Source organism: Cecembia calidifontis (genome assembly GCF_004216715.1).
Lineage (GTDB): Bacteria > Bacteroidota > Bacteroidia > Cytophagales > Cyclobacteriaceae > Cecembia_A > Cecembia_A calidifontis.
Map to the genome: position 1 here is coordinate 535,893 of NZ_SGXG01000001.1, position 14,622 is coordinate 550,514.

Below are 14,622 nucleotides of genomic sequence, written 5' to 3' on the forward strand. Positions count from 1 at the left end.
TAAAGTTTTTGATATTTGCAGAACAATACCTTTTGCCATGCTGATCCCAAACTCCATTCAAACAGAAATCCTCCTTCATCCACTTTGGGAAAACAAAGGCATTGAACTGTCTATTAAAAGATTGGATCAGGTCCATCCCAAAGCCTCTGGAAACAAATTTTACAAACTAAAATACAATTTGGAAGAAGCTAAAAAACAAGAAAAAACAACCCTTCTGACCTTTGGCGGAGCTTTTTCCAACCATATCTATGCCACAGCAGCAGCAGCGGAATATGCAGGTTTCAAATCCATAGGCATCATCAGGGGTGAAGAGACTTTACCGCTCAACCCCACACTGCAGGCGGCTCAATCTCATGGAATGGAAATTCACTATATCAGCAGGTCTGCTTATAGAAATAAAAAGGAAGATGCATTTATTGAAAATCTAAAAAGACAATTTGGGGATTTCTATTTGGTTCCTGAAGGGGGGACCAATGCGCTGGCTGTAAAAGGCACAACAGAAATCCTTTTGGAAGAAGATAAAAAATACAGCCATATCTGTACTTCTATAGGAACCGGAGGAACTTTTTCGGGATTGGCCAATAGTATCAGCTTTGGCCAGGAACTTATAGGCTTTTCTTCATTAAAGGGAGATTTCATCCATGAAGAAGTAAATTCCCTAATGAAACAATTTGAAGTCATACCTAAAGGCAAGACAAAAATTTTGGACCAATACCACTTTGGGGGATACGGTAAGCACAATGAAGAATTGCTGGATTTTATCAGATGGTTTTACAGGGAATTTCAAATCCCATTAGACCCGATTTATACTGGTAAAATGGTCTTCGGAGTGCTAGAACAGATAAAATCCGGAGGGATCCCTTCAGGCTCAAAAGTACTGTTACTTCATACAGGAGGTATTCAAGGTCTTGCCGGATTCAATCAACGGTTTGGAATTTCACTTCCTTTATGACTCCTTAGAAATGTAATAGTCCTCTTTTTCCTGCGGAACAATCTGTAAGACATTGGCCAATACCAACCTCACCAATGTTTTTGAGGCTAAAAATCTGGGCAACCTGGCCAAATCCTGAAAATCCTTAAGTGTAATTTTACCTTTTTCTTCCAAGGCCTTCATGAGAACGGTTTCCTTTTCGCCATAAGTAAATACCATATCCTGCTGCTTTTTGTCACGCTTGAGAATTTCCCACATCTCCCGACTTGCCTGAATACTCCGGTCAGCTACCCTTACAAATGCTCTTTTACGGTTTTGATCCAGGATATAGTGAGGCCTACTTTCTGATTTGGGGATTTGAAATACAGCCACGCCTTTCTTAGCATTGAACTTGATGACTTCTACTTGATATTGCAGTGATGGCCTCACCAATTCACGGATCGCTTTTTCCATGACAAATACTTCTTCTTCTATAAAACGCTGACCACTGACAGTCCCATCATCATCTACCCCAATCAACAAAAAACCGCCCTCGGTATTGGCCATAGCAATGATCTCCCTGACAATTTTATCAGGAAAGGCAGCCTTCTTTTTGAACTCCACCTTAAGTCCTTCTCCTTGCTGCGCGAGTTTATTGATTTCCTGTAGTGTCATTTCATTTCTTGGAACAGGACCTATTTAAATTCTCCAAATATTCATTAGAGTGATCCAGGTCCTCTGTTCAGCTCCTCCAACCTATTTTTCAAACCCTGCCATTCATCTCTTAGCCTGGCAGCTTCCATGAAGTTCAGCTCTTTGGCTGCTTTTTCCATTTGTTTTTGGGTCTGGGCGATCAGCTTTTCCAGCTTTTCCTTACTCAGGTATTGGACAACAGGATCTGCAGCTACCATGGCTTCGGCATCCACCCTTTCTTCATATACTTTGGCATTTTTCTTAGAATCAGCTACAGTGGTCTGTCCCAAGATCTTTTCTTTGGATTTACGTACAGTTTGAGGAACGATACCATGTTCCTCATTGTAAGCCATCTGTAATCCTCTTCTTCTCTTGGTTTCGTCAATGGCCATCTGCATAGAATCTGTGATCGTATCTGCATACATGATCACCTTTCCGTTTTCATTCCTTGCAGCCCTACCAATGGTCTGAACCAAACTCCTTTCATTTCTCAGGAATCCTTCCTTATCTGCATCTAAAATAGCAACCAAAGAAACTTCCGGAAGATCAAGCCCTTCCCTCAACAAGTTGACCCCTACCAGGACATCAAAGATTCCCAGGCGAAGCTCACGTAGAATTTCCACCCTATCCAAGGGTTTGACCTCAGAATGAATATACCTGCTTTTCACCCCAGCCCTTTCGAGGAATTTTTGAAGTTCTTCAGCCATTCTTTTGGTCAAGGTGGTCACAAGAACCCTGTCCCCCGATTTCACCCTTTCATCTATCTCCTCCAGCAGATCATCAATCTGATTGGCACTTGGCCTGACGTCAATAATGGGATCAAGCAGGCCAGTAGGTCTGATGATCTGTTCTACCACGACCCCTTCAGCCTTGTTCAGTTCATAATCTGCCGGAGTGGCACTGACATAAATGATCTGATTGACCAAACTTTCAAATTCATCAAAATTCAAAGGTCTATTGTCCAAGGCAGAAGGCAATCGGAAACCATAGTCCACCAGATTGACCTTTCTGGCCCTGTCACCTCCCCACATCCCACGTATTTGTGGAAGGGTCACGTGGCTTTCATCTATTACCATCAGGTAATCGTCAGGGAAATAATCCAGCAAACAGAAGGGTCTGGTCCCAGGTTTCCTCCTGTCAAAATACCTGGAGTAATTTTCAACGCCTGAACAATAGCCTAACTCCCGGATCATTTCCAGGTCAAACTCAGTCCGCTCTTTAAGCCTTTTGGCTTCAATCAATTTCATGTCTCTTTCAAAAAATGCCACCTGCGCCATCAGATCATCCTGGATTTCACGGATGGCCGTTTCGATCACATCCCTTCCTGTAACAAATAGATTTGCAGGAAAGATGGAAATAATCCTTTCATCAGATATTTTTTTCCCACTGATAGGATCAATTCTTTGGATGGCCTCAATTTCATCACCCCAGAAATAAATCCTGTAAGCAAAATCCGCATAGGCCACAAAAATATCCACAGTATCACCCTTGACCCTGAATGTACCATGCGTGAGGTCATTATTCGTCCTACTGTACAGGATGTCCACCAATTTGAAAAGGAGTTGGTTCCTGGGTATCCTGTCTCCCTCCTGCAGACGGATGACATTTTTCCCAAATTCATCGGGATTTCCTATACCATAGATACAGGAGACCGAAGCTACAACGATCACATCCCTCCTGCCCGAAAGCAAGGCGGAAGTAGCGCTTAGCCTGAGTTTCTCTATTTCATCATTGATGGAGAGGTCTTTTTCGATGTAAGTCCCTGATGTGGGAATGAAAGCTTCCGGCTGGTAATAATCGTAATAGGAGATAAAATACTCCACCGCGTTTTCGGGAAAAAACTGCTTGAACTCACCATACAACTGGGCAGCCAATGTCTTGTTATGACTCAGTACCAATGTTGGCTTCTGGACCTCTTGGATCACATTGGCAATGGTGAAGGTCTTACCGGATCCGGTAACCCCTAACAGCACCTGTGCCGGATCTCCGTTTTTTATTCCTTCAGAAAGCTGGGCAATAGCCTGAGGCTGATCCCCTGTCGGCTGGTATTCTGATACAAGTTTAAAGTCCATTCCGCTTCAGTCTTAGCAAAGTATAACAAAAATCATGGGGCAAAAAGTTTTACCCTTTCAAACATTAATCCTTTTTGCCACCTGAAATTTTCCCCAGTTGTAATAAAGGAAATTAGTCCTCAAAATCACTATCAGGAGCAAAGGGACAATGCTTGGATGAAATGACTGGATTCCGAAAATCCAGAAAACCAGGCTAAGGTTGGCAAGAACCAATGCCGCAAGGCAATAATTTTTGAGCCAAGGCTTCGTGGTACCTTTCAAAAGCCCAAAGGCTAAAAACAAATGGCCGGGGAATGCCCATAAAATATTCCAATTGTATTTGGTTTGTGAATGAAAAGTAAAAAACCAAAGTAGCACAATGAGAAGACCCAGAAGACCCAGAGCTGTAAAAAAAGCAATATCAAAACCCTTGAACAAGCGGCCCTTTTTATGTCCAAAATAAGTCAATAGGATCGCACCTATGGCCAAAGTCCACCAGACCAGGTAAGGGTTGAACAGCCCCATGTTGAATTGCCTTTCATCAAATTGCAGGACTACATGGCTGGATTTCACCAAAGGGCGTGTCGGACCATCTCCCACAACCTTGGCACGGGCAAATGCCTCCTCCATATAATCGGGCAAAAATTGCTTCTCCCTTTCTTTGGCATCCACGTCGATTACAGCTCCAAGTGCCAGATCAATTCCAAAATCGGCCCAGGGAAGTGGGTAAACATATTCATCGATCAGGTTCCGAAAGGTCTTTTTTTCAGGCTCAGGATTTTCATTCCAATCCAATTGCTTTCCCAAAACGGCTTCAAAAGCATCCCGGATACGGGTAGCACAGTTGTCATAAAAAAAATCATACCGGTAAAAGCGGTTTTCAGGCTGATAATTGACCTGAAGGAATTGTACCAATTGCCTGGCCTGTTCGGGATTAAGATCCAAAACTTGTTCCCTGACATTGCGCTGAAAATAGTTGTATTCGTACAAAAAACGCTCATATGTCGAAATACTGAGCATGTAATCCAGCGTCCGTTGAGTGAATTTGACATAGAAATAAGGCGTATTGAAGTCAAAAGTCCCGTAGTTGAATACTAAATCCTGATTGGAGTCCTTTTCCCATACCCTGATGGCACTGTGCCCAAAAGCCGAATACAATTCGTCCCCCGGATCACAGGTCAATAGGCTGATCTGATAATTCTGGGCAGGGGCTGCAAAAATAATCGGATAAATAAACGGATAAATTAGGAATATTTTTTTCAAAAGGGAGCGCATAAAACTAATTTTATTAAGCACGAGGACTTTTTCGGACAAACACTTATTAAATCGGAAAAGCTATGGATCGCTTACTTCATTCGGCACGAATTTACTCGTTTCTAACATTTTTTTGTTGGAAAGTGGGGATATTCTATATGCTTTGCTTTGCGCAGATACCTTTAGAGCCCGGCGATTACCGGAGCATAGCCTCTGGAGACTTTGAAAATCCGGCCATTTGGGAAACATGGGACGGTTCCCAATGGATAAATGCAGTTCAAAAACCCAACCTTAACAACAACATTTTTATTGACCAAAACCATGAAGTCCGACTGACCGCCAATGAAAGTGCCAAGCACCTGTATTTGTTCAGTGCAGCCGATCCAGGTAGAAAGCTTAACCTTCAAAATTTTGAACTCCATGTTTATGGTGCCCTTCGGGCCCTCAGAAAAGAAGGTGGCGTTTTCTTTATCAACTCAGTAAGCAGCCTTTTGATAGATTGGATTTATCCCCAAACGGGGAAAATCGTATTCAAAGGAATTTCCAGAACCGTGGTAGATAGGGCTTCATGGAGTGCAAACAACCAAAACAGCCGCTACACGGTGGTCTTCGACCCAGATCCCGGGGAAACTCTGATTGTCAATTCTGCCTTCAAAGCCAGTACTTTTATAATCCGTACTGGGACTGTTCTACAAACCGTAAATACCATGGGTTTACCGGCCTGCTCTACTTTTTCTTTCAATACACAGGCCATTTTCAATGGTGGGGGACCTTACGGAGACTTTATCATTGAACCTGGAGGAACTTTGATTTCAGACTGTTCTGCACCATTGGATCAGATCATCCGACGATCCAATACCACACCCTCTGCTCTTTTTCATCTGAAACCCGGGGCGTCCCTAATTTTGAACGGCAATATTCCCCGCTTGGAAGCTGCCATTATCCAGATGGAAGGCACAGTAATTTATAATTCCAATACTGGCAATCAGCAGATGTTGGGAAAAACATTTGCCGCATCTTCAGAAGTCTTGGCTTACCATGACCTCATTTTCAGAGGTAATTCGACAAAAGTCCTTAAAGAAAACATCTCCCTTTCAGGCAATCTGATCAATGAGGCCTCGGGGAATATCCTTACTGCCTCTACCAACTTTCATTTTTTTGGACCATCCGAGCAAGGGATATCAGGTTGGTCCAATGGTTTTGAATCCTGGTCTGTGGATAAGGCTTCGGGAAGGATAATTTTGGAAGAAGACCTAATGATTCATGGAGCTTTAATTATGAAAAATGGGCAGATTGACTTTAATGGTTTTGATTTTACCATTAACGGATCTGGTCCAGGCGGCTTAACTTATCAAGGGGGAACTTGGCTGAATCTCTCCCAGTTCAATTACCTGAATTTACCCAGTGAATTGGATACATGGAATGCAAGTTTCCCATTCGAAGATGCCTATCAGGGCGGTATCCGTAAAATCCAGCTACTGGGTTCAAGTCCTGGGGGTGACCTCTCCATCAGATTTATTGAAATCCCTGGGGCCAACTGGGAACCCAACTTCAACGACAATGATGGCACACCCATCCTGTACCAATTGAACAGTTATTTTGAGTTTTCTACCAGTCTTTCAGCCCCTTCAACTCTGGAAATGCGCATCTCTGCCCAAAACCTGATCGTGGACGATGTGGATGACCTGCGCATTGTCAGCAATGGGCAGGCAGCTCCCGGAAGCCATATCCCGGGATTGGATCCTGCCTTACTTTGGGCGAGACGTAATCTCAGTTTTGGGGAGATCCATGGCCAAACATTCACGGTAGGAAGCTTCCGGGAACTGTCCATTTTACCGGTAACTTGGGTATCGGAAAAAGCTACTTGGGAAAATGACAGAATCCGTATCGAATGGAGTACGAACCATGAAAGTAAAAATGAAAAATTCATCATTTACCGCTCTTTTGGTCAGGCAAATGATTTTGAAGCCATTGCAGAAATACCCTCCCACGGGGAAAGCGAAAGATTGCAACATTATAGCTTTGAATACAGGGAAAGTATTCCAGAGACCCATGTTTATTTCCAGTTGGAACAGGTAGACCTGGACGGCAAAAAGACTTTAAGCCGGATTTTCAGGTTGGAAGGTTGGAAATTGCCCCATGACCATTCCATCAAGCTATGGCCCAACCCTTACCGTGAAGGCCCTGTATTTTTGCGTTTAGGTTCAGATTGGAATACTGAACAGATCAACTTTGAAATCCGGGGTGTCAATGGCCAACAATTTTATTCAGGAAACTATGATGCTATTCTATTGCAACAGGTCATGTCAAAGCTTCCAGAAGGATTTTATTTCATAAGTGTAAGAGAAGGACAAAATGCAAAGGCTGTGAAATGGATAAAAAGTAAATAAAAATTGGCCATTCATCAAATACAAGCTTGGCGAAAGAATCAGCTTCCCAATATATTTTCTAAATTGGTGCTTCAACCCAAACCTGACCTATGACCTTTGTATTCCTATTGATCAGCATAGCGGTACTGATACTTTTGATCACCTGGCTGAAATTCAATCCATTTATTGCCTTCCTAATTTCCTCCATTCTGGCAGGAATTCTTTTGGGTGTTCCTTTAGAACTTCTTGCCGGTTCCATACAAAAAGGGATTGGCTCTCTTTTAGGCGATTTGGTCATCATCATCGTCATGGGGGCCATGTTGGGAAAACTCGTGGCTGAAAGCGGTGCAGCTCAAAGGATTTCTGAAGTGTTGATGGGTATTTTTGGGGTAAAAAATGTTACCTGGGCAATGATGGTGACAGGACTCGTCGTTGGTATTCCTTTGTTTTATAATGTCGGTTTTGTCCTGTTGGTTCCTTTGGTTTTTACTGTCTCTTACCAGTATAAACTACCTGCTGTTTATGTGGGAATCCCTTTATTGGCAGCCTTATCTGTAACCCATGGTTTTCTTCCGCCCCATCCTTCTCCTGCTGCACTGGTAGCCCAATTTGGAGCAAATATGGGGCTAACTTTAGTCTATGGCTTGTTGATTGCCATACCCACAATTATCATTGCAGGGCCATTTTTTGCCAAATTCCTGAAAAAAATTGATGCGCGGCCTTTGGAAACTTTCCAGGCCAAACCGAAAGAAGAAAGTGAATTACCAGGTACATTCAACAGCTTTTTTTCAGCTTTATTTCCGGTATTCCTGTTGATTGGAACTACCATTTTGAGTTTTCAGGTTGACCCTGGGCATGTAATTGCCCCTTATATCAAATTCATCGGAGATCCCGGCATGGTCATGCTGATTTCATTGCTGCTGGCCTCCTACACCCTGGGCATCCACATGAATTTCAAAACAGCCCAACTCATGGAGACCTACGTGGTTGCAACAAAAGATATCGCCATGATTCTTTTGATCATAGCCGGCGCAGGTGCCCTGAAACAGGTCCTCATGGATTCAGGGGTAAGCAAGAGTATTGCAGATTCCCTACAAGGCTGGGATGTCCATCCATTGATTTTGGCATGGACCATTACAGCCTTGATCAGAGTAGCGGTAGGATCGGCAACGGTAGCAGGCCTGACCACTGCAGGTATCATCGCTCCCATGGTAAGCGGAGGCATTGTGAACCCGAATCTTCTGGTTTTATCTATTGGCGCAGGAAGCCTGATGTTTTCCCATTTCAACGATGGGGGCTTTTGGCTGTATAAAGAATATTTTAACCTATCTGTAAAGGACACCATCAAATCCTGGTCCCTGATGGAAACCATTGTAGCAGTTGTTGGCTTATTGGGTGTCCTTGCCTTGGATGCAATTATTTAAAACATAAACAGATAATAGTATGAAAACAGCTGAAGAAAATTTCGCGGCCTTGGGGCTTGTCCTACCCCCTGCACCCAATCCTCTCGGGGTCTATAAGCCCTGCTTGGTGGATGGAAAATACCTCTACCTTTCCGGTCATGGAACCGTAAAAGAAGACGGAAGTCTGATCATTGGAAGGATTGGGGTTGACATGGATATAGAAGCAGGAAAGCTGGCTGCAAGGCAGGTTGGATTGGCCATGCTGGCCACGATCAAAGCCAATATTGGTTCCCTCAACAAGGTCAAAAGGGTCATTAAAGTTTTGGGAATGGTCAATGCAAGCCCTGATTTCGAGAGGCATCCCTATGTGATTAATGGATGCAGTGAGCTATTTGCTGCTGTTTGGGGAGAAGAAAATGGCATCGGTGTAAGAAGTGCGGTAGGTATGGGTTCCCTACCGGACAATATCCCCGTGGAGATAGAGGCGATGTTTGAACTGGAATGAGGGATGAGAATCTATCAAAAGAAATTGGGAAGGGCGAAGGCGGATTTCGCAAAAAATGATGAATGAAGAATTTGGCATTATGTGAATCCGCTGGCGACAAGTACGATGTAAATTTATCTTTCAATAGTCATGGGTGCAACTTGGCGTTTTGGGAATAGAATATTTTCCTCTTTAGAGCAACATTAAATGGGTTGAACCCCTATTCTAAAAAAATTGAAAGTGTAGGATGATATAATCTTAGTCCTAAAAAGATGATTTCCAGAAAAAGCTGGATTTGAAGCGAAACAAAGATCTAATAACCATTACAACTACTACAACACAACAAAAGAAAATGTTCACCATAGATGCCCATTTAGACCTGAGTATGAATGCCCTGGAATGGAACAGGGACCTGAGAAAACCTGTAGCTGAAATCAATCTCAGGGAAAAGGGAATGGATGACAAACCCGACAGAGGGAATGCCACTGTTTCCCTTCCTGAACTCAGAAAAGGAAACGTAGGATTGGTGGTGGCCACTCAGATTGCCCGTTTTGTTGACAAAGACAATCCCCTGCCGGGTTGGCATTCCCCTGAACAAGCCTGGGCACAGACCCAGGGACAGTTGGCCTGGTACAAAGCCATGGAAGAGGCAGGCGAAATGGTTCAGGTCAAGGATCTGGAAGGTCTGGAAAAACACCTTAACCTTTGGCTGAATGAATTGCCCTTTGGCTCCAAACCCATTGGTTATATTTTATCCTTGGAAGGGGCAGACTCCCTGGTCAACTTATCATACTTGGAAAAAGCTTATGCTTATGGCCTGCGGGCTTTGGGTCCAGCACATTATGGCCCTGGAAGGTATGCCAATGGTACAGATGCTGTAGGAAAAATGGGTCCCAAAGGTCTGGAGTTGTTAAAGGAAATGGAGCGTCTGAATATCATCCTGGATGCCACCCACCTATGTGATGATGCCTTCTGGCAGGCTATGGACCATTTCCATGGACCAGTTTGGGCCAGCCATAACAACTGTAGGGCATTGGTCAACCACAACCGGCAGTTTTCGGATGATCAGATCAAAACACTCATAGAAAGAGGGGCAGTGATCGGAGGTGCAATGGATGCCTGGATGATGGTACCCAACTGGGTAAGAGGCAAATCCAAACCCAAAGAAATGGGCTGCAACCTGGAAAAATTGATTGATCACCTTGACCATATCTGCCAGCTTGCCGGAAATGCAGATCATATCGGGATAGGTTCAGACCTGGATGGCGCCTTTGGCAAAGAACAATGCCCATATGACCTGGAAACCATCGCAGATCTCCAAAAGATTCCTTCCCTATTGTCTAAGCGGGGTTATACTGCCAAAGACATAGAGAAGGTCATGTTTGGTAACTGGTTGCGCTTTTTAAGGAAGGCCTGGAAATCAGACCACCGGGAGGGATTGTCTGGCTGACCTATCCGGGGCATTGAGTAGTTCACAGGTATTTTAGAGAAACTTGGTTTCTCCTTTGTCAACCGTGAAAGCCTGCCAATTGGGAAGATGGAGACTATTAGGATTACCTGAATGCATAAAGGGAAATAATACATCTGACATTTTTTCAGAAAGTTTCCTTTGCCTGCTTCCTCCATCCGTATGGGCGTACATTCTATCTTGCAAATCAATTATTTAGCCACTGCTGTAAATCCCTATTGCGTATTTGAGTAATTAATGCCAACTTAAGCCAAGTGCTTGTTTTTAAAAAAATAGAAACCCCGCACCGACCCTCAGTAACCTATTAACCCAGCCGTAAGATGATTACCATCCGGTTTTTATTCCTTTTCTGTATCCTGTCCTGCTTTTCCGCTTGCTCGAAGCAGGAGCCCATAGATGGAACTGCCCCTTCCCCCCCGAAAAGTCCTAAAGAAGCGCTGAAAAGTTTTCAGATCGAAAGCGGATTTGAAATCCAGTTGGTCGCCTCGGAACCCATGGTACAGGACCCAATTTTCCTCACTTTTGATGAAGATGGCCGCTTATGGATAGTTGAAATGAGAAGTTTTATGCCGGATATAGATGGGAATGGAGAATCACTCCCTTTGGGCAGGATCAATATCCTGGAAGACAGTAATGGAGATGGTAAAATGGATAAAAGCACCATTTACCTGGACAGCCTCATCATGCCAAGGGCACTTGGGCTGATCAGAGGAGGCGCACTCGTCGCTGAAAACAATGCGCTTTGGCTTACCTTTGATGATGATGGGGACTTGGTGGCTGATAGAAAGGAACTTTTTGACCCAACTTATGCTGCCAATGGTATTCCAGAGCATTCTGATAATGGATTGCTCAGAAACATTGACAACTGGTACTACAATGCCAAATCCAAGTTGCGATACCGTCAGATCAACGGCGAATGGATTAGGGACATTACAGAAGAAAGAGGGCAATATGGAATCAGCCATGATGATTATGGCAGGCTGATTTACAACTACAACTGGTCACAGCTCCATGGGGATCTGGTGCCTCCCAACTACCTTGGAAGGAACCCCCATCACACCCCATCCTCTGGCATAGATCATGGGCTGACCATAGACCGAAGGATTTATCCGATAAGGCCCAATCTGGCAGTAAACAGAGGCTATATCCCAGGTACCCTGGATGCTAAAGGGCAGCTCTTGGAATTTACTGCCGCCTGTTCACCAACAGTTTTTAGAAGCCCGCTCTTTTCTGAAAACTTTTATGGCAATGTGTTTGTCTGTGAGCCTGCAGGTAATTTGATCAAAAGAAATGTTATAAAAGAAACAGGGATCAATTTGGAGGCATTTGATCCACATCCCGGCCGGGAATTTTTGGCGTCAACAGATGAGCGCTTTAGACCGGTCCATTTGGCGGTAGGCCCTGATGGGGCTTTGTATGTGGCGGACATGTACCGGGGCCTGATCCAACATGGAAGTTATGTGACGCCATACCTACGGGAGCAAACCTTAAAAAAAGACCTGGTGCTGCCCATTCATATGGGAAGAATCTGGAGAATAGTACCCAAAAAATGGAAACCATCGCCATTTCCAAAACTCTCCACCGAAAGCAGTGCAGACCTTGTCCAAAGATTGAGCCATCCCATCGGCTGGCACCGGGATATGGCCCAAAGGCTTCTGGTGGAAAGACAGGCGCTCAGCGTAGTACCCCAATTGGAAATCTTGGTGAAAGAGGGAACAAATGAATTGGGAAGGATGCATGCCCTGTGGACCTTGGAGGGCATGGGGGCATTGTCCAGTGACCTATTGTCAGGCTTGATTTCCGGACCATCTACCCTTTTGGCCAATCATGCCCTTAGGCTCTTGGAAGAAAAAATAAAGCAAGAACCTGGCCTGGCTGAAAATATTTATGAATCTGTTTTGGCTGAGGCACCAAATGCTTCCCGACAAAGGGCCCTCCAGCTGGCATTAAGTGCTTCCATACTTCCTGAACAAAGTCAGGTAGCACTAAGCAAGATCCTGTTCGAAAAATATGGTGAGGAACCTCTCATCCGTGATGCTTTATTGAGCAGCCTCAAAGACAGGGAATTTGCCCTGGCACAAGCATTATGGAATTCAGAAAACTGGTCAAAAAGCATCCCGGAAAGGGAAATATTTTTGGAGATGTTGGTCACTTCCATCATTAAAAGAAAAGACATCCACGAGCTCGGCGAGTTGGTCCATTGGATAGAAAAAAATGAAGGCAAGGAAGACTGGAAAGCAAATATCGCCTTAAACACCTTGGCGATACAAGGTGCCGAACCCCAAAATCTTGGATTAATGAAATTCAATAAAGAGCCGATGATCATTGGGATAGCAGAACAAAAGCTGAGCGCCAATAAAGCGGATTTAATGAAAAGAATTTTTCGTTGGCCAGGTCATTCCCCTGAAACACTTGTTGCTTCCGCAGTCAGCCTGACCGAATCAGACCTTAAACAGTTTGCCTTGGGAAGACAAAAATACCTATCCAGTTGTGCCGGATGCCATGGTTCAGATGGCAAGGGAGTGGCCCGCATGGGGCCTCCATTGGCAGGTTCGGAATGGGTAACTGAAAATGAAACCCGATTGGCTTTGATTCTTTTACATGGGATGGAAGGGCCCTTGGAAATAGGAGGCAAAGTATATGACGCTCCGGAAATCCTTCCTGTTATGCCTTCTCATTCTACCATGGATGATGGAAGCATTGCCGCCATTCTTACCTATATACGCAATGAATGGGGCAATCAGGCCGGCCCGGTCAGCGGAAGATTAGTAGCAACTACCCGACATTTGAACCAGGGAAGGGTATATCCTTGGACAGCTATTGAGATCAATGAACATGTAAAAAGACTGGAAAACCCACCCACACAAAATCCCTGACCATGAAACCCAGCCAAGACCCTCAACCATCCTTTAATCCAAGCCGAAGAAACTTTCTGCTCAGTGCGGGGATTTTAACTTTTGCCATGAATTTTCCAGTTGATGTTTTGGGAAAATCAGGGGAAAGGGGAAAAATGGGGATCGTCGTTCATTCTTATGGACTCCGCTGGAATTCCTCCCATCAGAGCCGAAATTTTCCGGGATTTCAGGATGCCCTACAACTTCTTGAACACTGCCATCGGATTGGGTCAGGAGGCATTCAGGTCGGAGTTCACAACTGGACGGAATCATTTGCGGGCCTGCTCAAGAAAAGAAGCAAAGCCCTCAACATGTTTATTGAAGGGAGCATTGGTCTTCCAAGGTCGGAAAAAGAATCAGGCTCATTCGAAAAACAAATTGAAATAGCCAAATCTGCAGGAGTGGATGTCTTCCGTACTGTTTGTCTTGGAGGCAGGCGCTATGAAACATTCAAAAGTCAATCGGAATTTGACGTCTTCAAGGAGGAGTCCTTGAAAGCCTTAAAAACTGCTGTTAAAATAGCAGAAAAACATCAGGTCAAGCTGGCCATTGAAAACCATAAAGATTGGAGGGCCAAAGAACTGGTTGAAATTGTCCAATGGCTGGATAATCCATGGGCAGGAGTCACTTTGGATTTTGGCAATAACATTTCACTTTTGGAAGACCCGGATGAAGTTATTGAAATTTTAGCCCCATATTCCTTTTCCACACATATCAAGGATATGGGAGTAAAAACCTATGAATCCGGATTTTTACTTTCTGAAATCCCCCTGGGACAGGGAGTGGTCAATCTGGAAAAAGCTGTTTCCCTTTGCCTGAAATACAATCCTGGAATCAGATTCAACTTGGAAATGATTACCAGGGATCCACTGAAAATTCCTTGTCTGGAGGAGGATTATTGGAAAACATTCGGGGAACTTCCAGGAACTGAACTGGCTAAAACACTCCGATTGGTGAGGGATAAAAGTTTCCAAGGACCACTCCCCATCATCAGCAATTTGGATGCTGAAGAACAACTTTCCAAGGAGGAAGACAACATCCTTGCTTGCCTCGCATACGGTAAAAGAAACTTAAAAATGAATCGATAAAACCCACC

11 protein-coding genes are annotated in these 14,622 nt (G+C 44.2%); 7 read left to right on the plus strand and 4 right to left on the minus strand.

Going from position 1 to position 14,622, the window contains the following annotated elements; all coding sequences use genetic code 11:
- Nucleotides 1–37: 37 nt before the first annotated feature.
- The gene (locus BC751_RS02330; protein ID WP_130274143.1) at nucleotides 38–952 is read left to right on the plus strand and encodes a 1-aminocyclopropane-1-carboxylate deaminase/D-cysteine desulfhydrase; all 915 of its coding nucleotides are present in this window, start codon (nucleotides 38–40) and stop codon (nucleotides 950–952) included.
- Here BC751_RS02330 and BC751_RS02335 read toward each other — a convergent pair.
- From BC751_RS02335 to BC751_RS02345, 3 genes are read right to left on the minus strand one after another with little or no spacing between them, the layout of a single operon-like run.
- Nucleotides 947–1,585 carry an AlbA family DNA-binding domain-containing protein gene (locus tag BC751_RS02335; RefSeq protein WP_130274144.1) on the minus strand — a complete coding sequence of 213 codons (639 nt, stop codon included), beginning with the start codon at nucleotides 1,583–1,585 and terminating at the stop codon, nucleotides 947–949. The genes BC751_RS02330 and BC751_RS02335 overlap by 6 nt on opposite strands.
- Nucleotides 1,586–1,629: 44 nt before the next feature.
- Entirely contained in the window at nucleotides 1,630–3,675 is a 2,046-nt protein-coding gene (uvrB, locus tag BC751_RS02340) for an excinuclease ABC subunit UvrB (protein ID WP_130274145.1), read from the minus strand.
- A 57-nt stretch (nucleotides 3,676–3,732) separates the two neighbouring features.
- Entirely contained in the window at nucleotides 3,733–4,929 is a 1,197-nt protein-coding gene (locus BC751_RS02345; RefSeq protein ID WP_130274146.1) for an Lnb N-terminal periplasmic domain-containing protein, read from the minus strand.
- Between the two features lie 137 nt (nucleotides 4,930–5,066).
- Here BC751_RS02345 and BC751_RS02350 point away from each other — a divergent pair, with 137 nt between their 5' ends.
- The 4 genes from BC751_RS02350 (at nucleotide 5,067) to BC751_RS02365 (ending at nucleotide 10,614) form a co-directional block, all read left to right on the plus strand.
- A complete protein-coding gene (locus BC751_RS02350) occupies nucleotides 5,067–7,298 on the plus strand; it encodes a T9SS C-terminal target domain-containing protein (RefSeq protein WP_242617338.1) in 2,232 nt (743 codons plus the stop codon).
- A gap of 89 nt (nucleotides 7,299–7,387) precedes the next feature.
- Complete coding sequence (locus BC751_RS02355) at nucleotides 7,388–8,701, plus strand: gluconate:H+ symporter (RefSeq protein WP_130274148.1); 1,314 nt, start codon at nucleotides 7,388–7,390, stop codon at nucleotides 8,699–8,701.
- A gap of 19 nt (nucleotides 8,702–8,720) precedes the next feature.
- Nucleotides 8,721–9,185 (plus strand): RidA family protein, encoded by a 465-nt coding sequence (locus tag BC751_RS02360; protein WP_130274149.1) that lies wholly within the window; start codon nucleotides 8,721–8,723, stop codon nucleotides 9,183–9,185.
- 331 nt (nucleotides 9,186–9,516) lie between these two features.
- On the plus strand, nucleotides 9,517–10,614 hold the full coding sequence (locus tag BC751_RS02365; protein WP_130274150.1) for a dipeptidase: 1,098 nt from the start codon (nucleotides 9,517–9,519) through the stop codon (nucleotides 10,612–10,614).
- 33 nt (nucleotides 10,615–10,647) lie between these two features.
- Here BC751_RS02365 and BC751_RS02370 read toward each other — a convergent pair whose 3' ends face one another.
- Entirely contained in the window at nucleotides 10,648–10,818 is a 171-nt protein-coding gene (locus BC751_RS02370; RefSeq protein ID WP_242617339.1) for a hypothetical protein, read from the minus strand.
- Nucleotides 10,819–10,952: 134 nt separating this feature from the next.
- Here BC751_RS02370 and BC751_RS02375 point away from each other — a divergent pair, with 134 nt between their 5' ends.
- Nucleotides 10,953–13,508 (plus strand): DUF7133 domain-containing protein, encoded by a 2,556-nt coding sequence (locus BC751_RS02375; RefSeq protein WP_130274151.1) that lies wholly within the window; start codon nucleotides 10,953–10,955, stop codon nucleotides 13,506–13,508.
- Nucleotides 13,509–13,510: 2 nt separating this feature from the next.
- Nucleotides 13,511–14,614, plus strand: a complete 1,104-nt coding sequence (locus BC751_RS02380) for a sugar phosphate isomerase/epimerase family protein (protein ID WP_130274152.1) — start codon at nucleotides 13,511–13,513, stop codon at nucleotides 14,612–14,614.
- Nucleotides 14,615–14,622: the final 8 nt, after the last annotated feature.